Origin of the sequence: Aestuariivirga sp. (assembly GCF_041738905.1) — a bacterium.
GTDB lineage: Bacteria > Pseudomonadota > Alphaproteobacteria > Rhizobiales > Aestuariivirgaceae > Aestuariivirga.
Window position 1 is genome coordinate 21,483 of record NZ_JBGSOZ010000163.1, and the last position, 19,559, is coordinate 41,041.

At 62.1% G+C, this 19,559-nt stretch carries 21 protein-coding genes and 1 riboswitch; of the genes, 17 read left to right on the plus strand and 4 right to left on the minus strand.

Annotated features, from left to right (window positions below):
- The first annotated feature begins 17 nt into the window (after positions 1-17).
- Positions 18-500, plus strand: a complete 483-nt coding sequence (locus tag ACEW8Q_RS15455; protein WP_373504946.1) for an Lrp/AsnC family transcriptional regulator — start codon at positions 18-20, stop codon at positions 498-500.
- A complete protein-coding gene (gene panC, locus ACEW8Q_RS15460) occupies positions 497-1,339 on the plus strand; it encodes a pantoate--beta-alanine ligase (RefSeq protein WP_373504947.1) in 843 nt (280 codons plus the stop codon). The genes ACEW8Q_RS15455 and panC overlap by 4 nt, the downstream gene beginning before the upstream one ends.
- An 18-nt stretch (positions 1,340-1,357) precedes the next feature.
- On the opposite strand, the gene ACEW8Q_RS15465 is transcribed toward panC, so the two are convergent.
- Positions 1,358-1,774, minus strand: coding sequence for a DUF1489 family protein (locus ACEW8Q_RS15465; RefSeq protein WP_373504948.1), 417 nt, complete (start codon positions 1,772-1,774; stop codon positions 1,358-1,360).
- 106 nt (positions 1,775-1,880) lie between these two features.
- Here ACEW8Q_RS15465 and ACEW8Q_RS15470 point away from each other — a divergent pair, with 106 nt between their 5' ends.
- Positions 1,881-2,090 (plus strand): dodecin family protein, encoded by a 210-nt coding sequence (locus ACEW8Q_RS15470; protein ID WP_373504949.1) that lies wholly within the window; start codon positions 1,881-1,883, stop codon positions 2,088-2,090.
- A 9-nt stretch (positions 2,091-2,099) separates the two neighbouring features.
- On the opposite strand, the gene ACEW8Q_RS15475 is transcribed toward ACEW8Q_RS15470, so the two are convergent.
- Complete coding sequence (locus ACEW8Q_RS15475) at positions 2,100-2,771, minus strand: restriction endonuclease (RefSeq protein WP_373504950.1); 672 nt, start codon at positions 2,769-2,771, stop codon at positions 2,100-2,102.
- A gap of 203 nt (positions 2,772-2,974) precedes the next feature.
- On the minus strand, positions 2,975-4,228 hold the full coding sequence (locus tag ACEW8Q_RS15480) for an SPOR domain-containing protein (protein ID WP_373504951.1): 1,254 nt from the start codon (positions 4,226-4,228) through the stop codon (positions 2,975-2,977).
- 146 nt (positions 4,229-4,374) lie between these two features.
- A riboswitch (cobalamin riboswitch) is annotated at positions 4,375-4,587 on the plus strand.
- 41 nt (positions 4,588-4,628) lie between these two features.
- Between ACEW8Q_RS15480 and ACEW8Q_RS15485 the strand changes: the two genes are divergently transcribed.
- The 12 genes from ACEW8Q_RS15485 to ACEW8Q_RS15540 all read left to right on the plus strand — a co-directional run bounded on the left by ACEW8Q_RS15485 (position 4,629) and on the right by ACEW8Q_RS15540 (position 17,872).
- A complete protein-coding gene (locus ACEW8Q_RS15485) occupies positions 4,629-4,802 on the plus strand; it encodes a CbtB-domain containing protein (RefSeq protein ID WP_373504952.1) in 174 nt (57 codons plus the stop codon).
- A 16-nt stretch (positions 4,803-4,818) separates the two neighbouring features.
- Positions 4,819-5,556, plus strand: coding sequence for a CbtA family protein (locus ACEW8Q_RS15490; RefSeq protein ID WP_373504953.1), 738 nt, complete (start codon positions 4,819-4,821; stop codon positions 5,554-5,556).
- Positions 5,553-6,590: a cobalamin biosynthesis protein CobW gene (gene cobW / locus ACEW8Q_RS15495; protein WP_373504954.1), complete on the plus strand. Its 1,038-nt coding sequence runs from the start codon at positions 5,553-5,555 to the stop codon at positions 6,588-6,590. Before ACEW8Q_RS15490 ends, cobW begins: the two co-directional genes overlap by 4 nt.
- Positions 6,590-10,339 (plus strand): cobaltochelatase subunit CobN, encoded by a 3,750-nt coding sequence (cobN, locus tag ACEW8Q_RS15500; RefSeq protein WP_373504955.1) that lies wholly within the window; start codon positions 6,590-6,592, stop codon positions 10,337-10,339. Before cobW ends, cobN begins: the two co-directional genes overlap by 1 nt.
- On the plus strand, positions 10,336-10,959 hold the full coding sequence (cobO, locus tag ACEW8Q_RS15505) for a cob(I)yrinic acid a,c-diamide adenosyltransferase (protein ID WP_373504956.1): 624 nt from the start codon (positions 10,336-10,338) through the stop codon (positions 10,957-10,959). Before cobN ends, cobO begins: the two co-directional genes overlap by 4 nt.
- A 176-nt stretch (positions 10,960-11,135) precedes the next feature.
- Positions 11,136-12,284, plus strand: a complete 1,149-nt coding sequence (locus ACEW8Q_RS15510; RefSeq protein ID WP_373504957.1) for a sirohydrochlorin chelatase — start codon at positions 11,136-11,138, stop codon at positions 12,282-12,284.
- Positions 12,281-12,895, plus strand: a complete 615-nt coding sequence (locus ACEW8Q_RS15515) for a precorrin-8X methylmutase (RefSeq protein WP_373504958.1) — start codon at positions 12,281-12,283, stop codon at positions 12,893-12,895. The genes ACEW8Q_RS15510 and ACEW8Q_RS15515 overlap by 4 nt, the downstream gene beginning before the upstream one ends.
- Positions 12,892-14,100: a precorrin-6y C5,15-methyltransferase (decarboxylating) subunit CbiE gene (gene cbiE, locus ACEW8Q_RS15520; protein ID WP_373504959.1), complete on the plus strand. Its 1,209-nt coding sequence runs from the start codon at positions 12,892-12,894 to the stop codon at positions 14,098-14,100. The genes ACEW8Q_RS15515 and cbiE overlap by 4 nt, the downstream gene beginning before the upstream one ends.
- Entirely contained in the window at positions 14,076-14,801 is a 726-nt protein-coding gene (cobI, locus tag ACEW8Q_RS15525; protein ID WP_373504960.1) for a precorrin-2 C(20)-methyltransferase, read from the plus strand. The genes cbiE and cobI overlap by 25 nt, the downstream gene beginning before the upstream one ends.
- A 38-nt stretch (positions 14,802-14,839) precedes the next feature.
- On the plus strand, positions 14,840-16,549 hold the full coding sequence (gene cobJ / locus ACEW8Q_RS15530) for a precorrin-3B C(17)-methyltransferase (RefSeq protein ID WP_373504961.1): 1,710 nt from the start codon (positions 14,840-14,842) through the stop codon (positions 16,547-16,549).
- Positions 16,546-17,322: a precorrin-4 C(11)-methyltransferase gene (cobM, locus tag ACEW8Q_RS15535; RefSeq protein ID WP_373504962.1), complete on the plus strand. Its 777-nt coding sequence runs from the start codon at positions 16,546-16,548 to the stop codon at positions 17,320-17,322. The genes cobJ and cobM overlap by 4 nt, the downstream gene beginning before the upstream one ends.
- 37 nt (positions 17,323-17,359) lie before the next feature.
- Complete coding sequence (locus tag ACEW8Q_RS15540; RefSeq protein ID WP_373504963.1) at positions 17,360-17,872, plus strand: hypothetical protein; 513 nt, start codon at positions 17,360-17,362, stop codon at positions 17,870-17,872.
- On the opposite strand, the gene ACEW8Q_RS15545 is transcribed toward ACEW8Q_RS15540, so the two are convergent.
- Complete coding sequence (locus tag ACEW8Q_RS15545) at positions 17,869-18,426, minus strand: methylated-DNA--[protein]-cysteine S-methyltransferase (protein ID WP_373504964.1); 558 nt, start codon at positions 18,424-18,426, stop codon at positions 17,869-17,871. The genes ACEW8Q_RS15540 and ACEW8Q_RS15545 overlap by 4 nt on opposite strands.
- Positions 18,427-18,445: 19 nt before the next feature.
- Here ACEW8Q_RS15545 and ACEW8Q_RS15550 point away from each other — a divergent pair, with 19 nt between their 5' ends.
- Positions 18,446-19,141 (plus strand): NYN domain-containing protein, encoded by a 696-nt coding sequence (locus ACEW8Q_RS15550; protein WP_373504965.1) that lies wholly within the window; start codon positions 18,446-18,448, stop codon positions 19,139-19,141.
- A gap of 102 nt (positions 19,142-19,243) precedes the next feature.
- The gene (locus ACEW8Q_RS15555) at positions 19,244-19,456 is read left to right on the plus strand and encodes a hypothetical protein (protein ID WP_373504966.1); all 213 of its coding nucleotides are present in this window, start codon (positions 19,244-19,246) and stop codon (positions 19,454-19,456) included.
- Positions 19,457-19,559: the final 103 nt, after the last annotated feature.

A 19,559-nucleotide genomic window follows, 5' to 3' on the forward strand; every position in this document is an offset into this window, starting at 1 on the left:
CAAAGCCGCAATTGCCAGTGAATCTCGATTCGACCGACCTCGCCATCCTGAATGCGTTGCAGGACAACGCCCGCATGCCGATCGTGGAACTGGCAAAGCGGGTCAACCTGTCGCCCACCCCCTGCACCCTCCGCATCCGCCGGCTGGAGCAGGATGGCGTCATCACCGGATTTCACGCGCGCCTTGCGCCCAAAGCCCTCGGCCAGGCGCTGATGGTGTTCGTCACTGTGAGTCTCAAGTCAACCGACGAGGCGACCTTGCGCGCCTTCAACGCCGCCGTGAAGCCGGTCAGGCAGATCCTCGAATGCCACATGGTCGGCGGCGGCTTCGACTACCTTCTCAAGATCCGCGTCCGCGACATGGGCGAATACCGCGATATCCTCGGCGGCGTGCTGGGCGCGCTGCCCATGGTCGAGAGTACCCATTCCTACTTCGTCATGGAGGAGGTAAAGGAAAGCCCAACGCTTCCCCTGTCGATTCCCAAAGACTCCCGCCGATGAAACCGAAACTCGTCCGCACCATCGCAGCCCTTCGCCGCGAGACCGCCAGGTGGCGTGCTGAAGGCCTGACTTACGCGGTGGTGCCCACCATGGGTGCCATCCACTCCGGCCACACCCATCTTGTCACGGAAGGACTGAAGCGCGCCGACCGCGTCATCACAACGATCTTCGTCAACCCCCAGCAGTTTGCGGCAACAGAAGACCTCGGCAAGTACCCGCGCGACGAGGACGGCGACGTGCGGAAACTCGGCAAGGCGGGCACCCATCTGATCTTCTCGCCAGCCCCGGAGGAAATGTATCCAGCGGGCGCTGCCACCACGATTACGCTCTCCGGCCCCGCAAAGGTCGGCCTCGAAGACCGCTTCCGGCCACATTTCTTCGATGGCGTGGCGACTGTCGTCGCCAAGCTCTTCATCCAGACCGGCGCCGACTTCGCCATGTTCGGCGAGAAGGACTACCAGCAGCTCAAGGTCGTCACCCGCATGGTAAGTGACCTCGACATCCCCATCGAAGTGATCGGCGTGCCTACCGTTCGCGAAGACGACGGTCTCGCCAAGTCGTCGCGCAATGTCTACCTGACGAAGACCGAGCGCCAGCAGGCCATCGCCATCTACCGCAGCCTGCAGACCGCCGCCGAACGCATCCGCTCCGGCATCAACCCGCAGTCGGCTACCCGTTCCGCCACCCGCATGTTGATGGTGCAGGGCTTCAAGGTCGACTACGTCACCGCCCGCAATGCCGAGAGCCTCGCGATTCCGCAGCACAAGGACGAACCCCTGCGCCTCATCGCCGCCGCATGGCTCGGAAAGACGCGGCTGATCGACAATATTGCAGTCTGACCGCGGCCAGGGCCTGACCTATAGCAACCCCAGCTCGGCCAGATCGCGCCGCATCTTCTCGGGCATTCCTTCAGCCTTTGCGGATTTCGGAAGATCGGGCGGGCAATCTGCTTCTTCCAGATAGCGCCAGCCCTGGAAGGCGCGCTTAGGGATGGGGCGCACCGGAATGATCTGCGGCTTGAACACGATTCGGCAGCGCTCGATGCCATCCGCACCCGTCACGGATTCGAGCGCGGCGATCGGCTGTCGGCACAGCACCATGCCACGGATCACCCAATACAGAGACCCCCCGGGCACAATCTCGTCTTTCCGCCTGGGAAACATGCGTGTGACATGGTTCAGCGTGTCGAGACCCTTGCGGCAATCCTTCACCCAGGATTCGAGCTCATCGATTTCGGAAACGCCGACGCAGAGCTTGAGAATATGAAGGGGCATGACACCAAATTGTTTCGAACAGGAATGGCCATCATATGTTAGCCTTGTGCATGAGGAAACCGGCCATGGGCTGTTTTCCCCAACCCGTCAGGAAAGGATCAGACTCATGTCCAACGCTGTTGCCAAGGTCATAGAACTCACTGCCTCATCGCCGAAGAGCATCGAGGATGCCGTCGAGAATGGCATCCGCCGCGCCGATACGTCGCTGGACAACGTGGAGGGTGCGTGGGTTCAGGACATCAAGTGCGTGGTGAAGAACGGGAAGATCGCCGAATGGCGGGTGAACATGAAGGTGACGTTCCTGCTGAAGGAATAGCCCTCTCCTTCAGGACGGCTTTCTCACCGCACTTGCCGGGATATTGCCCGGCATTCTTGCTGGAGTGAAGTATCCACCATCGATCCGCTTCAGGAAGAAGGATTGCTCGATCTTCACGCCGATGTTGAAGCGCACCATCAACTCGGCGAGCCGTGTTCCATCGAGCAGGACCACGCGGCGTGTCAGCCGGGCACAGAATTCGGTGGCACCGGGCGAGAAATGCGTGGTTGTGACGAAGACGCCCTTGCCAGCGTGGCGTGCCTCGAGGCTTCCGGCGAAGTCGCGGATCTCTCCGATGGGAACCGGAATGCCGGGCCTCAGCCGCTTCGCCTGAATGTAGATGAGGTCGAGGCCCAGTTCGTCAAGCGCGATCAGTCCGTCGATTCCTCCGTCGCCCGACCGGCCAAGGCGCTGTGTCATCTCCGTGCGGCGGCTACCGTAGCCCATGGCCAGAAGTACATCGATGACGAGATACTCGAAGAATTCGGGACTCTGGGCATGAATGCGCGAAATGATCTCGCCGACCAGCGAAGTATGGGCGATCCGCATGAGCGCCACCACATCCGGCTCGCACGCGGTTTGCCTTCCTGGCGGAAGATGAACGTCGAAACGCGGGTCGGCCGGGATGCAATCTTCCTCGGTCGGCTGCATGAGTTGTTGAAAATCATTGATCAGGGACATGTAAGGGTAACTCCTGCCCCTACGTAATCCAATGCCTCTTAGGAAGCAGCTAATCGATGCGGGTCAATTTTATGAACAAGATGGATTGCCTGGCTGCAGAGGAAGGTCAGCCGGGTCCGGATACCTCTCGCTGGTCCGAAAAATAATGAAAGCCCGGAGCGAGGGAGATGATCCTTCGCTCCGGGCCTTTCGGACCATGTTTCCTACGATGCAGCTTTGCTGATGTAGCAGCGTACGCCCTTGGATTTCAGCTTTGAGCATTCGCTGTTGGCTGCGTTCTGGCTATCGAAGCCAACGAGGCGGACGCGATAGAAAATGCCCTTGGTTCCGAGGTCGGCGCGAACGACAACCGGCTCCTTGGATGCCAGCGCCTTGTTGCGGACCTTCATCTTCTTCCAGACAGACCAGGCCGCATCCTCGGTGGAGGCAGAGGCCAGCTGAACCGCCCATCCGGTGATCCTCGGCGCAGCCGCAGTCTCCGAAACTGCTTCAGCAGGAGCCGCTGCCTCGTCAGCGGGCTCTTCCGGCACGGTCTCGACGGCCAGAATCTTCTCGCCCTCATCGGGCGCGGCCGAAGCCGCGACGATCTTGGCCACCCGTTGGGTTTCAGCTTCGGGCGGCACGCGGTCGGTAAACTTCTTGGCCGATGCCTCAGCCACCGTGACGTCAGGCGTTTCACCCATGAGTTCAGCCGAAGGCGCGGACGCTTCCGGAAGCTTGGGCTTGGCCGGGGTCACAGCGGCGGTCGCCATCTGATCCGACGCGGCCGCCAACGCCAGGATGGGCTGCCGCCTGCCTTCGAGCACCGCGAGGCGCTGTACAGCCGGTTCGTACTTCGGGTTGGCATCGAGCGCCTTGTTCAACGCATTGCGCGCATCGCCTGTACGTTTCAGCTTCTCGTAGGTCAGCGACTCGGCGAAGTAGACGCGGGCCGGATCGGGATAGTTGAAGCGCAGCGCCTTGTCGAAGTCGGCGAGCGCGAAAAGATGCTGCCCGCCATCGCGCAGCAGCGTGCCACGGCTGTAATAGGCATGGCTGAACTGGCTATCGAGGAAGAGCGCCGACGTGAAGTCCTCGATCGCTTCCGCATTGCGTTGCAGGCGCTGGTAAGAGAGGCCGCGATTGTAGAGCGCGAGCGCCCGGAGATTTCCCGACATCGCATCGACCCGCATGGCCGCGGTGTAATCGTCGATCGCGAACTCGTGCTCGTTGAGGCGCTGATAGGCCAGCCCCCTGTTGAGCAGCGCATTGGCCAGAACCTCGGGCTCCAGTTTGCGCGACTCGATGGCCTTGCTGTAGGCCGTCACCGCCGAGGCGGCATCGCCAACCTGCAACGCCTTGTAGGCCTGCGAAACCAGCTGGTTTTGGGTGGTGGCGGCTGCCGCACCGGAAACAGCTGCACTTGCAGCGAGAAACGCGGAACAGACAGACGCGAGAAACTGGGTACGGACGCTCATGGGCGCCAGTATTGGTAGAATAGGGTTAAAGACGGGTTTCCCGGAACGCCAATCTGGGTTTCCAGGTGCTTAACGGCCCGCTGAAAAGCGTGTCGTTTTTGGACGCCGACGCGGTTTCTGGGAGTTGACGAACCGGTCCCGGACCTGTCACAAGAGTGGCGTGTGGTGCCCGGAGCCAGAAGGCAAAGGGCCGAACAGGGAACACGGTGCGGACGACCCAATCGGGGCCAAAACCGTGACTGCCCCCGCAACTGTGAGCGGAGAGGGCTTCGGCAACCTTGGCCACTGGGCAACCGGGAAGGCCGCCGAGGTTCAGAGACCCGCAAGTCAGGAGACCTGCCACGCAATCGCCGTCGGGCATCACTGCCCGGTTTGAAACTGGTCACCACGGAGGGTGTTCATGACCGCTCGCATTTCGTCTTCTTCCCTGTCGCTGTCCAACCGTGTTGCCGCTGGCCTCGCGCTGGTGTTTGTCGGCGCCACGCTGTTCTTCGCTGTCGGCCTGTCGAACATGGCCGTGGCGCACAACACCGCGCACGACACCCGCCACGCCATCGGCTTCCCCTGCCACTAAGCAGCCGCATCATCATATGATCGGGCGAGTTGTGCTCGCCGCGCTCCTGGCAGGGATCGCGGCGGGATTGATCATGGGCGCCATCCAGCATGTGCGGCTGACACCCCTAATTCTTGAAGCCGAGACCTACGAAGCGAAAGGCCATGACCATACGCATGATCACGGCGGAACGGCCGCGCCTGCCGAAGGAACCGGCACCGCGGCGGCGCCTGAGGAAGCCCACGACCATGGCGAAGGCTGGACCCCGGCAGACGGCTGGCAGCGCACGCTGAGCACGACGGTCACCGCTGCCATGTCGGGCGCTGCCTTTGCGGCAATCCTTGCGGGCCTGTCGCTGCTCACGGGGATTCCCATAACACGGGAGAACGGCATCATCTGGGGCCTGTGCGGGTTCATCGCGGTGACCATCGCGCCCAGTGCCGGGCTGCCGCCGGAACTGCCCGGCATGCCGGCGGGCGATCTCTTCGCACGCCAGCTCTGGTGGGTGGGCACCATCGCCGCCACCGCCGCCGCGCTCTATCTTCTGGCGACACGGCGCGAGACCTGGGCCATTGCGGTGGCGATCGTGCTGATCGGCCTTCCCCACATCATCGGCGCCCCCGCGCCCGTGAGCCATGAAAGTGCCGTTCCGTCGAGCCTCGCCGCCGCCTTCGCCGCCAACGCAATCGCCGCCAACGCGATCATGTGGTCGCTGATCGGCATATTCTTAGGAGCGGCCTTCAGCCGTTACGCCAAGGACATTCAAGCCACATGAGCACGCAGAAAATCCCCGCCACCGTCATCACCGGCTTCCTCGGCGCCGGAAAGACGACGCTGATCCGCAACATGCTGGAGAACGCGCAAGGCCGCCGCATCGCCCTCATCATCAACGAGTTCGGCGATGTCGGAGTGGATGGCGAGATCCTGAAGGGCTGCGGCGTCGATGCCTGCCGCGAGGAAGACGTGATCGAGCTTGCCAACGGCTGCATCTGCTGCACCGTGGCTGACGATTTCGTGCCGACCATGAAGAAGCTTCTCGACCGCCCCGACCCGCCCCAGCATATCGTGATCGAGACTTCGGGCCTGGCCTTGCCCCAGCCGCTGGTGCGCGCCTTCAACTGGCCCGAGATCAAGTCGCGCGTGACCGTCGATGGCGTGGTGACGGTAGTCGACGCAAAGGCGCTGGCCGAGGGCCGCTTCGCCGACGACGAAGAGGCCGTGCAGGCCCAGCGCGAGGCAGACCCCAACCTCGAACATGAGAACCCCATCGAGGAACTCTTCGAGGATCAGCTCAACTGCGCCGACATGGTGATCCTCAACAAGACCGATCTGCTGGATGGTGCGGAACAGGACCAGGTGACGGGTGACCTCAAGGGCCTCGTGCGTGCCGGGACCCGTCTCGTGCCTACCCGCCACGGCGTCATCGACATCGCGGCCCTTCTGGGCTTGGGCGCTTCGGCTGAGGACGACATGCACAACCGCCTCTCGCACCATGAGATGGAGGGCGAACAGCAGCACGACCACGACGACTTTGTCACCTTCATCGTCAGCCTGGGTGAAGTCTCTGACCGTGCGGCGCTCCTCAGGCGCATTGAAACAACAATCGCAACGCATGACGTTCTTCGCCTCAAGGGCTTTGCCGACGTCAAGGGATCGCCCGCGCGGCTTCTGGTGCAGGGCGTTGGCCCCCGCCTCAACAGCTATTTCGACCGCCCATGGAAGGCGGAGGAGGCGCGCGGCACGCAGATTGTGGTCATCGGAGAGAAGCACATGGATCGCGCCGCCATCGAGGCCATGCTGCGAGGCTGATGCATCTTCTCGCCACCACATCGGGCGTGATCGACGGTTCTGCCGAGGCCGTCGATCTCAACCAGTCTCCAGCCGAACTCGCCGTGCTCTCGGCCGCGGACAGCGAGCTTGCAAGTCTGGCACGCGCCCACGATGCAGCTCCCTGCCCGCTCCGGCTGGCGAACATCCTCCAGCTTCAGCACAATCTCTCCGTCGACCTCCATATCGAGAAGACACTCTCGAAGGCGAAGCTCGTGGTATTGCGCCTGCTCGGTGGAGCCTCCTACTGGAGCTATGGCCTCGACCAGATCGAGGGCCTGGCCCGCGAGACCGGCATCATGCTGGCGGTGCTTCCGGGCGATGCGCAGCCCGACCCGGACCTCACGCGCCGCTCGACCATAGCGCCCCATCACTGCGAGCGGCTGCGGCAGTATCTGGTGACCGGCGGCAGCGCCAATGCGTCGGCCTTCCTCGCCTATTGCCAGCATCTGCTTCACGGCACGCCAGCACCCGAACCCGCCGCCGAATTGCCGAAGGCAGGACTTTATCGCGATACATCGCGCGATGGAACTCCGCTCGCGGCCATCACCTTCTACCGTTCGGTATTGGAAGGCGCCCAGACCGCCCCCATCGATGCCCTGATCGATGCCCTGCAAGAGCGCGGCATCGGCACGAAGGCCTTCTACGTTGCGAGCCTGAAGGACAGGGCCAGCATCGACGTCCTGTCTGCAGGTCTGCAGGTCCGTTCGCCGGATGTGATCCTCAACGCCACCAGCTTCGCCGTGGCCTCCGGTGGCGGCACCGATCCACTGGCATCTCACGATTGCCCGGTTCTGCAGGTCGTTCTCTCCGGTTCATTGGAAGAAAGCTGGGCCGCAAGTGCCCAGGGCCTCAATGCCCGCGACCTCGCCATGAACGTGGTGCTCCCCGAACTCGACGGCCGCATCATGTCGCGCGCCATCTCCTTCAAGGCCGATACCCACTGGCACGAGGGCACCCAATGCCGGATCGTGACCTACAAACCGGTGCCGGATCGCGTGGCATTCGTGGCCGACCTCGCGGCCAACTGGGCCCGGCTGCGCGGCGCTCCTGCGGCGGAGCGCAAGGTAGCGATCATTCTCGCCAACTACCCCAACAAGGACGGCCGCATTGCCAATGGCGTGGGTTACGACACGCCCGCGAGCACGGTGGCGATGCTCGATGCGATGACGGCAGAAGGATATTCCGTGGACGGATATCCAGCGACAGGCAACGGCATCGTGGAGGACTTACAGCGCGGACCGACCAACGCGCCTTCCAAGATCTCGTCATGGCCGGGCTCGTCCCGGCCATCTAGCGGTGAAGATGTCCGGAACACGTCCGGGCATGACGGAATAGTGCTAAGTCTGGAAAACTACCTCGTCCACTTCTCCACTCTCCCCGAAACAGTCCGTACACAGATCACCACGCGCTGGGGCGAACCATCCGGCGATCCCTTCTTTTCCGACGGCGCATTCCACCTGCCCGTCAAGCTCTACGGCAATGCCGCCGTCGCCATCCAGCCGGCACGCGGCTACAACATCGATCCGAAGTCGACCTATCATGACCCCGCCCTCGTGCCGCCGCACAGTTACCTTGCCTTCTATTTCTGGGTCCGCCATCACTTCGGCGCACATGCGGTCATTCACAATGGCAAGCACGGCAATCTCGAATGGTTGCCGGGCAAGGCCAATGCCCTGACTGAGGCATGCCTGCCCGAAATCGCCCTCGGGCCATTGCCGCAGCTCTACCCCTTCATCGTCAACGATCCCGGCGAAGGGACGCAAGCCAAGCGCCGCACCGGCGCCGTCATCATCGACCACCTGACGCCGCCCCTCACGCGCGCCGAGACCTATGGCCCGTTGAAAGACCTCGAAGCCCTTGTCGATGAATACTACCTCGCCGCGGGCCTCGACCGCCGCCGCCGCGACTCCCTCCGGCGCGACATCCTCGACCTCACGAAATCCTCACGCCTTGACCTGGACGCCGGGTTCACGGGCGATGACGACACGGACCTCCAGCGTCTCGACTCCTATCTTTGCGACCTGAAGGAAGCCCAGATCCGCGACGGCCTCCACATTCTTGGATCGTCGCCGGAAGGCCGGCTCGAAACCGATTTGCTCGTCGCCCTCACCCGCGTGCCGCGCGGGCTTGGTGAAGGCGGCGACCAGTCATTGATCCGTGCCCTGAGCAATGATTTCGGCTTCGGTGATTTTGATCCGCTGAACTCTGATTTGGGTGAACCGTGGACCGGCTCCCGTCCAGAGAAACTGACCGCTCTCTCCACCGATCCATGGCGCACCAATGGCGACACGGTGGAACGGCTGGAGCTTTATGCGGCCTCCCTCCTTTCCCCTTCTCCCGTGCACCGCATGGGAGAAGGTGCCCGAAGGACGGATGAGGGCAAAGCCACAAGCGCCGTCCTCGAAGCCATTGCAACCTTCATCCGCCCGAACCTGCGGTCCTGCGGCCACAATGAAATCGCCTCGCTCCTGAGGGGTCTCTCTGGCCGCTTCGTCGCCCCCGGTTCATCCGGCGCTCCGACGCGGGGCCGGCTCGATGTTCTTCCCACGGGCCGGAACTTCTATTCCCTCGACAATCGCACCGTGCCCACGCCCACCGCCTGGAACCTGGGCCAGAAGTCCGCCGAGGACCTTCTGACGCGTCACTTCCAGGATTTTGGCCAGTATCCGAAGGCGCTTGGTCTTTCGGCCTGGGGCACCTCCAACATGCGCACCGGCGGCGACGACATTGCACAGGTGCTGGCCCTCATCGGTGCAAGGCCCCTATGGGAACCGTCAAGCTGGCGGGTCACCGGCTTCGAGATCATTCCGCTGGCGAAACTCGGCCGTCCGCGCGTCGACGTGACGCTGCGCATTTCAGGTTTCTTCCGCGATGCCTTTCCCTCGCAGATCGAACTTCTCGACAAGGCGATCCGCGCCGTGGGTGCTCTGGATGAGGACGAGGCCGACAACCCGCTGGCCGCGCGCATGAAGGCCGAGGCGAAATCTCTGCACGCCTCAGGCATTGCATCGACAGACGCGACCGCCATGTCCGGCCATCGCATCTTCGGCTCCAAGCCGGGAGCCTATGGCGCAGGCCTCCAGGCCCTGATCGACGAAAAGATCTGGACGGATCGTGCCGACCTTGCGGCGGCTTACGTCACCTGGGGCGCCTATGCCTATGGCGCAACGGCGCATGGCGTGAATGACGAGAAGACCTTCACCGAGCGACTGAAGCGCATCGAGGCCGTGGTGCACAACCAGGACAACCGCGAGCACGATCTTCTGGACTCGGACGATTATTACCAGTTCGAGGGCGGCATGACTGCGGCGGTGGAACAGGCCTCGGGCAACCGCCCGCGCGTCTACCACAACGACCACTCGCGGCCCGAACGTCCCGTCATCCGCACGCTTGAGGAAGAAGTGGGCCGCGTTATGCGGTCTCGCGTGGTGAACCCGAAGTGGATCGACGGCGTGAAGCGCCACGGCTACAAGGGCGCCTTCGAAATCGCCGCCACCGTTGACTACATGTTCGCCTTCGCCGCCACCACGGGTGCCGTCCGCACGCACCATTTCGACCTCGCCTACGATGCCTTTCTGGCAGACGAACCGACCCGCGAATTCATCCGCGCCAACAATCCCGCCGCGCTGAGGGAAATCGCCGAACGCTTCCGCGAGGCGGCTCAACGCGGCCTTTGGACGCCGAAGCTCAATTCAGCCTATGATCATCTCGAGGAGCTATCCCGATGACCGACGAAACGCCTGAGACCGACCACGACAACGCCCGCCACCACGAGAAGATGGCGAAGAAGAAAGCCGCCCGCGACAAGATCATGGCCGGCAAGACCATCGAGAAGGGCCTGCTCATCGTCCACACCGGAAAGGGCAAGGGCAAGTCCACCGCCGCCTTCGGCATGGTCTTCCGCTGCGTCGGCCACGGCATGAAGTCGGGCGTCATCCAGTTCGTGAAGGGAGCCTGGGGCACGGGCGAACGCACTGTGCTGGAGAAGTTCCCCGACCTCGTGACGATCAAGGCCATGGGCGAAGGCTTCACATGGGAAACCCAGGACCGCGAGCGCGACATCGCGCATTCCCGTGCCGCATGGGAAGAGGCGAAGAAGATGATCGCCGACCCGGACTACAAGATGGTGCTGCTGGACGAACTCAACATCGTGCTCCGCTACGACTACCTGCCGCTCGACGAAGTGCTGGAGGTACTGAAGAACAAGCCCGCCGACAAGCATCTCATCGTCACAGGCCGCAACGCCAAGGACGAGCTCATCGAGATCGCCGACCTTGTGACCGAGATGGAACAGGTGAAACACCCCTTCCGCTCAGGCGTGAAAGCCCAGGCCGGGATCGAGTTCTGAGACGCCGCTTTCCGGCTTGTGACAAATCCGGGTCGGGACTAGAAGAGGCTTCGCAGCGTCCCCAGCGATGGGACTGAGAGCAAATTCCGGTGCGGCCGACCCAATCGGGGGCCAATGCCGGGGCTGCCTTCCGGACCGGATTTCCCGGTGATGCTGCTTTAACGGAAGGCGGAAGCATGTCTGAAAAACTGGGTGTGATGCTCTGCGGCCATGGTAGCCGCGACAAGGACGCGGTGCGCGAATTCGCCGTGCTGTCCGAGCATTTGAAGCAACGCCTTCCGCAGTATCCGGTCGAATACGGCTATCTCGAATTCGCCACGCCCATCATCCGCACCGGACTCGACAAGCTGAAGGAACAGGGTGTCACCCGCGTTCTTGCTGTGCCCGGAATGCTGTTTGCGGCGGGCCACGCCAAGAATGACATCCCCTCGGTGCTGAACACCTATGCCGCCGCCAACGGCCTCCGCATCGACTATGGCAAGGAACTGGGCATCGACCCCAAGATGATGCGCGCCGCCGGCGACCGCGTGCAGGAAGCGCTCGACAAGGCAGGCCCTGGCGTGCCGAAACACGAGACGCTGCTCGTCGTCGTGGGGCGCGGCGCATCGGACCCCGATGCCAATTCCAACGTCTCGAAGGTCACGCGCCTGTTGTGGGAGGGCTTCGGCTTTGGTTGGGCGGAGACCGCCTATTCGGGCGTCACCTTCCCGCTGGTCGAACCCGGCCTCGAGCATGCCACGCGCCTTGGCTACAAACGTATCGTCGTATTTCCCTATTTCCTCTTCACTGGCATTCTTGTGGACCGCATCTACAATGCAGTTGATGCCGTCGCCGCACGCCACCCTGAGATCGAGTTCGTGAAGGCGCCCTATCTGAACGACCATGACTCGGTGATCGCCACCTTCCAGGAACGAATCGAGCAGATCCTGACGGGCGACATCGCCATGAATTGCCAGATGTGCAAGTACCGCACGCAGGTTCTGGGCTTCGAGGCCGACGTGGGCGCGGTTCAGGAGAGCCATCACCATCACGTCGAGGGCATCGGCACAGCGGAAGACTGCGAATACTGCGACGGCGTCTGCAACTCCATGTGCAAGACCATGCCGAAGAAGGCCAAGGTTCTCGCCGTCGATCCGGACAAGCTGCTGGCCGGAGTTTCAGGCCATCACCACGGCCATGATCATTCACATGGCCATGATCATTCGCACGACCATGGACACAGCCACGACCATGGACACAGCCACGACCATGATCATGGACATACCCACGCCCCCTACCCGCATGCGGATCATCCGCTCGGCCCCAAGAGCATGATGAAGAAGTGATCCCTTATCTCCGCGACCCGCAGGCGATCTACGCGCGCTCCTTCGAGATCATCCGCGCCGAGGCTGATTTCTCGAAGCTGCCGAAGGAGGCGCATGGAATTGCCACCCGCGTCATCCACGCCTGCGGCATGCCAGAGATCGCGGCCGATCTCCGCATTTCACCGGATTTCCTCAAGGCTGCAAACCGTGCCATCCAGAACGGCATGCCGATCTTCGTCGATGCCGAAATGGTTCATCACGGCATCATCGACAAGTCGCTGAATGTCGTCTGCACACTGAACGATCCGAAGGCGCGAGCCATCGGCCTGCAGCGCAAGACCACACGGTCGGCGGCGGCAGTCGATCTCTGGGTGCCGAAATTGAAGGGCAGCCTCGTCGTCATCGGCAATGCGCCGACCGCCCTCTTTGCCCTTCTCGAACTTATCGATAATGGCGCGGCAAAGCCGGCGGCCATCGTCGGCATGCCGGTGGGTTTCGTGGGTGCTGCCGAATCCAAGGCGGAGCTTGTGGCCGATCCGCGCGGCATTCCCTATGCGACGCTGCTGGGCCGCAAGGGTGGCTCCGCCATGGCCGCCGCCGTCGTCAACGCGATGACACGGGATGAGACATGATGAAGTGGCTGACCATCGCCGGGATCGGCGAAGACGGCTGGAAAGGACTATCCGCCAGCGCCCGCCATGCCATCGCCGAGGCGGACGCCCTCGTCGGATCGGAGCGCACACTTGCGATGCTGCCCACCCACAAGGCTGAGGTCCATGAGTGGCCGCAGCCGTTTGCCGCTGTCATCGACCAGTTGAAACCGCTCAAGGGCCGCAAGACCGTCATCCTCGCCACCGGTGACCCGATGAACTATGGCGTGGCGCGGAAGCTGATGGAGTTCATCCCCTTCGCCGAGATGACTGTCATCCCCAACTTGTCGGCTTTCTCGCTGGCGGCGTCGCGCGTCGGCTGGTCGCTGCCCGATTGTGACACGCTAACACTTCATGGCCGTCCGGCGGCCGGCATCGAGCCCTTCATCCAGCCGGGCGTTCGCCTGCTGGTCCTGACCGAGGACGAAACGACCATTGCCGAAGTGGCCCGCCGCCTTGTCGCGCGCGGTTTTGGCAACAGCACCATGACCGTGCTCGAGAACATGGGGGGAGACCGCGAACGGATATCGTCCTTCACGGCTCGCTCCGTCCCCGCTATAGCCTTCTCGCCACTCAACACGCTCGCCATCCAGTGCGTCGCCTCAGCTGATGCGATCATACTGTCCCGGCTCGCGGGCCTTCCCGATGACGCGTACGAACATGACGGGCAGCTCACCAAGCGTGAGGTCCGTGCTGCAACGCTCGCAGCGCTCGCGCCATCGCCTGACAAGCTCCTCTGGGATGTGGGAGCCGGCTGCGGCTCGATCGCCATCGAATGGATGCGCAGCAGCCGCGGCTGCGAGGCCATCGCCTTCGAGCATGACGTCGAGCGCCTTGCGATGATCGCAACCAACGCCGACCGCCTCGGCACGCCCCGCCTCAAAATCATCCGCGGCAAGGCACCGGACTCGCTTGCAGGCCAACCGGCACCCGATGCCGTCTTCATCGGCGGTGGATTGGGTATCCCCGGTGTTTTTGAAACCTCATGGGACCGGCTGAAGCCCGGCGGCACCATGGTCGTCAACGTCGTCACCATCGAGGGTGAATTGCATCTCTACGACCTGCACGAAAAGAACGGCGGCGACCTCGTCCGCATGGAAGTCTCTCACCTCACCCATGTCGGGCGCCTACGGGCATTGAAGCCCCGGATGGCCGTTACTCAATGGCGGACGCGGAAACCATGGTGAAGCGCGGCACCCTCTATGGCGTAGGCGTCGGCCCCGGCGACCCTGAACTGATGACGGTGAAAGCCTGGCGCCTGATCTCGACAGCGCCCGTCATCGCCTATCTCGTGGCCAACGGAAAGGACTCCACCGCCCGCGACATCGCCCTCCCCTTCATTCCGGATGACGCCGAGCATCTCGTCATCGACATGCCCATGCGCGTCGAGCGCGAGCCGGGCGAGAAGGCCTATGACTTCGGCGCCGCCGCGATTGCGGTTCATTTGAAAGCTGGCCGTGACGTGGTCATGCTGTGCGAGGGCGACCCTTTCTTCTATGGCAGCTTCATGTATCTCTTCGCGCGGCTCGCGAGGGATTATCCGACCATCGTCGTGCCCGGCGTCACCTCCATCACCGCCTCAGCCGCGGCCATGGGCCGCCCGCTTTCCGCACGGAACGAAGTCGTCAAGGTGTTGCCCGCAACGCTCGAAGCCGACCGCCTGCGCGAGGAACTGATGACGTCGGAAAGCGCTGCCATCATCAAAGTTGGCCGTCACCTACCCAAGATCAGGAACATCCTCGGTCTTCTCGATCTCGCCACCAGAGCCCATGTCATCATCAAAGCCACGCACGAGGATCAACAAATTATCCCGCTCGCCGATTTCACAGAAGACACCCTGCCCTATTTCTCAACCATTCTCGTCTACACTGGTGCGGAAGCATGGTGAAGCGGGCTGTTGTTATAGCGAGAGGCGATAGCAACGGAGTGCCCTCGCAGGTCGCGGAGGCTGCTGGTGCAGAACTAATTCTTGCGCGCGGTGAGAATCTTGTTCCCGCTCTACAAGCTGCTTACCGGATCGGTCGACCTATCATTGCGATGATTGCAGTGCCGATTGTCATACGCAGTTTGGCACCGCTGCTTGGGAGCAAGTACGACGATCCGCCGGTGGTGGTTTGTCATTACCAAGCCAAATTTGTTATGCCTCTCCTCGGCACCAGCCATGGTGCACATCGTATCGCCAAGCAGATAGCCAAAGAACTTGGCTCTGAGTTTGTATCGTTTGGGGTGACAAACCAACTCTTCAGCGCAGGGAATGCTCTCGACGACCCGCCGGATGGATACTTCCTCTCCAACTACGCAGACTACAAGGACTTTGCGGTACGAGTGCTTGATGGTGAGCCTGTGAGGATTGAAGGTCACGCTCCGTGGCTATCGGAGTTACCGCAGTCTCCTTCCGCGCAACTGAAGATAACAATAACCCATCAGGACATTAAAGGCTCGCCAGATCATCTCGTGTTTATTGCTTCTACGCTGGCGATTGGTATCGGCTGCGTGCGAGGCGCGTCGGCATCTGAAGTCGAAGAACTGATCGAACAGGTTAGGCGCGAGAACAACATTCATTTCGGTGCAGTGGCTGCTTATGCAACAATTGACCTGAAAGAGGACGAACGCGGTCTGCGAACAGAATTCAGATTTGATAGCAGATTTCGATTGTTCAGTGCTGAGGAACTCCAGAAGCAATTGCACAAGGTCAAGAACCCTTCTGAAATTGTCCAGTCAGAAGTGGGTGTCGCAAGTGTTGCCGAGGCTGCAGCTCTCGCATCTATTGGTCCAGATGCGGAGCTCATTGTTCCCAAGACTAAAAGCGCACGCGTCACATGTGCCGTTGCATGTTCGCCTATACCAAATTTCTCGCCCCTGGGTCGACCCGTTGGTCAAATTTGGGTCGTTGGTGTAGGCCCCGGCAATGAAGAAATGCGCAGTCGTGAAGCCGGACACGCGCTGTGGTATGCGACAGACTGGGTTGGATACGGACTTTACCTTGACTTGGTTGCCGACGCAAAGTCAGAACAAATCGAACACCGCTTCCCCCTCGGCGGCGAAGAAGACCGTGTGCGCCATGCCATCAATCTCGCCAAGCAGGGCAAGCGTGTCGCCCTCGTCTGCTCAGGCGATGCCGGCATCTACGCCATGGCAGCGCTCGTTTATGAGATCATCGACCTCGAGCCCTGCCGCATCGAGGTGAACGTCATCCCCGGCATATCGGCGTTCCAGGCCGCTGCTGCCAAGGCGGGTGCGATGATCGGCCACGACTTCTGCTGCATCTCACTGTCCGACTTGCTCACCCCCTGGGAGGCGATCGAGAAGCGGGTGACGGCCGCAGCCGAGGGCGACTTCGTGATCTCGTTCTACAATCCGCGCTCCCTGAAACGCCGCGACCAGTTGGAACGCGCCTTCGCCATTCTGGCACGCCATCGCCCCGCCGATACGCCGGTGATCATCGCCTCCAACCTCGGGCGGCCGGAGGAGAAGGTGCGGATCGTGCGCTTCGCCGAGTTCAATCCGGACGATGTCGACATGCTCACCCTCGTGATGGTCGGTTCATCGCAGTCCAAGTCCTTTCGGCGTGGTGACGGGCAGACCTATGCCTATACGCCGCGCGGTTACGCCAAGAAGAGAGAAGCAGCGGAATGACCGTTCATTTCATCGGCGCCGGCCCCGGCGCACCAGACCTCATCACCGTGCGTGGCCTCAGGCTCATCCAGTCCTGCCCCGTGTGCCTCTATGCCGGCTCTCTGGTGCCGGAGGAGATCGTCAAGGCAGCACCGGAAGGCGCCCGCGTCATCGATACCGCACCCCTGACGCTCGACGATATCATCGCCGAGATCGAGGCCGCGCACGCAAGGGGCCAGAACGTCGCCCGCGTCCATTCCGGAGATCCGTCGCTCTACGGAGCAATCGCTGAGCAGATGCGCCGTCTCGACAAGCTCGGCATCGACTATGACGTGACGCCGGGTGTGCCTGCCTTCGCCGCCGCCGCAGCCGTTCTCAAGACAGAGTTCACCCTGCCGGAGATCGCGCAGACGGTGATCCTCACCCGCACCGCCATGCAGGCCTCCGCCATGCCCGATGGCGAAACGCTGGAAGAGCTTGGCCGCTCGAAGGCGACGCTCGCCATCCACCTGTCGATCCGCAATCTCGGCTATATCGAGCGCGCCTTGACACCTCACTACGGTGCCAATTGCCCCGTTGTCGTCGCCTACCGCATCACCTGGCCCGACCAGATGATCATTCGCGGCACGCTGTCGACCATCGCGAAGAAAGTCCGCGAGGCAAAACTCACCCGCACTGCGCTGATCCTTGTCGGGCAAGTGCTCGACGCGCATGATTTCCGGGACTCGGCTCTCTACGACGGTGCCCATGAGCATGTGCTCAGGAACCGCAAAACCGTTAAGGCTGTGTCTTAACGGAATTCCAAAAACTTCCCGCTAGGTCTGGGCGATCATGAACCAGATCGCCCCGCTTTCGTTCGGCCACACGGAACTCTCGCCGCTCGAGACACTTGTCCGGCAGATCACCGCCGTTCTGGACGCCCGCCCGGCGCCGGAACCGATCGACCCGGAAGCCTCGACGCGCGAACGCTTCATGGAACTGCTCGTACTGTCGCTCGCCAACATGTATGGCAAGACGCCGGTTCCCGTTGCGCCCTTCAGCCGCGCCATCATGAAGTCCGTGACCGAAAACATGGACGACAACGATGCCGGCGCCTTCACCAGCCGTGCCGATGACTGGATCCGTCTCGAAGGCATGGTGCGCGTACAGGAAGGCGCCAAGAATTACGTGCTGAACCGCATGGCGATTGCCGTGCTCTCCACCCCCAGCAGCGAGGGCACCGTCGGCGAGGTGATGGAGCGCATCATGCGCTTCTATGCCGAGCCCGGCCCCTCCGTCGCGGTGCGGAAGCTTACGCGCCAGTTCGGCGGCTACTTCATGACCAGGCTTGGCCGTGGCGGCTAGAACAGCTCGCCCTGACCCGACCCGATTTTCACGCCCTCGTGGGCCAGAAGCCATGTCTTGCGCGCGATGCCGCCGCCATAGCCCGTCATCGATCCATCGGCCCCGATCACGCGATGACAGGGCACCACGATGGCAATGGGATTGCGCCCATTGGCCAGGCCCACCGCGCGCATCGCATTCTTGTCGCCCAGCCGCCGCGCCAGTTCGCCGTAGGATATGGTGACGCCGCATGGAATGCGCTTCAGTTCAGCCCACACCCGCTGCTGGAACACGGTGCCGCCGCCATCGGTCTCGATCCCCTCGATCGCGCCAAGCTCGCCTGAAAAGTAGGTTTTCAAGCGCGATACCAGCCCGAACGGATCATCCGCCGGCTGATGATCGGCCGCGCCGAAGCGCGCCTTCATTTCGCGTGCGACGCGGTCGGCTGCATCCTCGAATTCAAGCAGAAGCAACACGCCATCGCGGGCCAGCAGCACCATCGGCCCGATCGGCGTTTCGAACCGCGCCGAGAGGATTGCGGACGGACGGACATCTGTATCACGTTGCACGGGCATCAAAGCCGGGGTTCCAGACATGACAGGCAAGATTAGGGTAGCATTATTCATCGACGCCGAGAACATGCCGCCGCGCAGCATTGAGTTTTGTCTCGATCACTGCCGAAGCCTCGGAAAGCCGACGGTTGCCCGCTGCTATGGAAATGTGGCGAGCCTGCAAGGATGGGCGAGCGTGATTGCCGAGCATCACCTGATGCCCATGCTGTCCCCCAGCGGCGGCAAGAAGGACAACGCGACCGACTTCGCCCTGACCATCGATGCCGTGTCGTTGCTGCACCGAAACCTGTTCGACTGCGCGGTGATCGCGTCGAGCGACACGGACTTTACGCAACTTGCCATGCATGTCCGCGAACATGGAAAGGGCATCCACGGCATAGGAGACGAGAAGGCGACTGCAGCGATGCGGAAGGCCTTCGACCGGTTTGTCGTCGTGCCCGTTCCTGCCGCGGTCGAAAGCCCGAAACAGGTTCCGCAACAAACCATCACGCCCCAACCAACCCCGCCCTCAAAGGTCGTGGTGAGCCAAAAACTGGAGGCAGAAATCAGGGCGATGATTGCCAAGCTGTCGGCATCTGGCAAAGTCACTCTCCCCGGCCTTGGGTCGATACTCAGGCAGCACTATCCTGAAACTGAACTCGGCAAGGGAAAGTTGAAACCCACGCTCATTCATCTGGGATTCAAGATCACCGACGGGGATAATATCCGCACGGCATAGTTAGTTGCTGCGAGCGATTTCGGGGGCAATCACTCACCGAATGTTGCAAGGGACTTCCGGTAACGGTATTCAGCACAAGTTGAACACGCGCTGGAGACAACTATGACGAGCATTTCCCTCCATCTGCTTGCAGCGGCCACGGTCTCGGTCATGCTGACCTTTGCCAGCGCCGCACAGGCCACAGACGTCACGCGATTCACAGCAAACCCGCCGCCTTCGGTCCTCACGCCGGATTCGATCCAGACGGGCGTCGGCGAACTCAGGTTCAAGGATGGCGCGCGGGGATGTCCCGCTCAATGTAGAAAATTGGAGTGAGGTTGGCGTTGCTCTCCTCGAGCCGTAGGCTCGGGGTGTTCAATCCTGAATGGAGAGCAACACCATGAAGAAAGCTACCACGTCTATCGAGGCGCTTGCCAGT

Excerpts from the sequence above, each read along its gene's own strand:
- ACEW8Q_RS15540 (WP_373504963.1), top strand. The coding sequence starts at position 17,360 with ATGAACCAGATCGCCCCGCTTTCGTTCGGCCACACGGAACTCTCGCCG.
- ACEW8Q_RS15470 (WP_373504949.1), top strand. The coding sequence starts at position 1,881 with ATGTCCAACGCTGTTGCCAAGGTCATAGAACTCACTGCCTCATCGCCG.
- ACEW8Q_RS15480 (WP_373504951.1), bottom strand. The coding sequence starts at position 4,228 with ATGAGCGTCCGTACCCAGTTTCTCGCGTCTGTCTGTTCCGCGTTTCTC.
- ACEW8Q_RS15510 (WP_373504957.1), top strand. The coding sequence starts at position 11,136 with ATGTCTGAAAAACTGGGTGTGATGCTCTGCGGCCATGGTAGCCGCGAC.
- ACEW8Q_RS15555 (WP_373504966.1), top strand. The coding sequence starts at position 19,244 with ATGACGAGCATTTCCCTCCATCTGCTTGCAGCGGCCACGGTCTCGGTC.
- ACEW8Q_RS15545 (WP_373504964.1), bottom strand. The coding sequence starts at position 18,426 with ATGCCCGTGCAACGTGATACAGATGTCCGTCCGTCCGCAATCCTCTCG.
- cobI (WP_373504960.1), top strand. The coding sequence starts at position 14,076 with ATGGCGGACGCGGAAACCATGGTGAAGCGCGGCACCCTCTATGGCGTA.
- cobM (WP_373504962.1), top strand. The coding sequence starts at position 16,546 with ATGACCGTTCATTTCATCGGCGCCGGCCCCGGCGCACCAGACCTCATC.
- panC (WP_373504947.1), top strand. The coding sequence starts at position 497 with ATGAAACCGAAACTCGTCCGCACCATCGCAGCCCTTCGCCGCGAGACC.
- cobO (WP_373504956.1), top strand. The coding sequence starts at position 10,336 with ATGACCGACGAAACGCCTGAGACCGACCACGACAACGCCCGCCACCAC.
- ACEW8Q_RS15465 (WP_373504948.1), bottom strand. The coding sequence starts at position 1,774 with ATGCCCCTTCATATTCTCAAGCTCTGCGTCGGCGTTTCCGAAATCGAT.
- ACEW8Q_RS15475 (WP_373504950.1), bottom strand. The coding sequence starts at position 2,771 with ATGTCCCTGATCAATGATTTTCAACAACTCATGCAGCCGACCGAGGAA.
- ACEW8Q_RS15550 (WP_373504965.1), top strand. The coding sequence starts at position 18,446 with ATGACAGGCAAGATTAGGGTAGCATTATTCATCGACGCCGAGAACATG.
- cbiE (WP_373504959.1), top strand. The coding sequence starts at position 12,892 with ATGATGAAGTGGCTGACCATCGCCGGGATCGGCGAAGACGGCTGGAAA.
- ACEW8Q_RS15490 (WP_373504953.1), top strand. The coding sequence starts at position 4,819 with ATGATCGGGCGAGTTGTGCTCGCCGCGCTCCTGGCAGGGATCGCGGCG.
- ACEW8Q_RS15485 (WP_373504952.1), top strand. The coding sequence starts at position 4,629 with ATGACCGCTCGCATTTCGTCTTCTTCCCTGTCGCTGTCCAACCGTGTT.
- cobW (WP_373504954.1), top strand. The coding sequence starts at position 5,553 with ATGAGCACGCAGAAAATCCCCGCCACCGTCATCACCGGCTTCCTCGGC.
- cobN (WP_373504955.1), top strand. The coding sequence starts at position 6,590 with ATGCATCTTCTCGCCACCACATCGGGCGTGATCGACGGTTCTGCCGAG.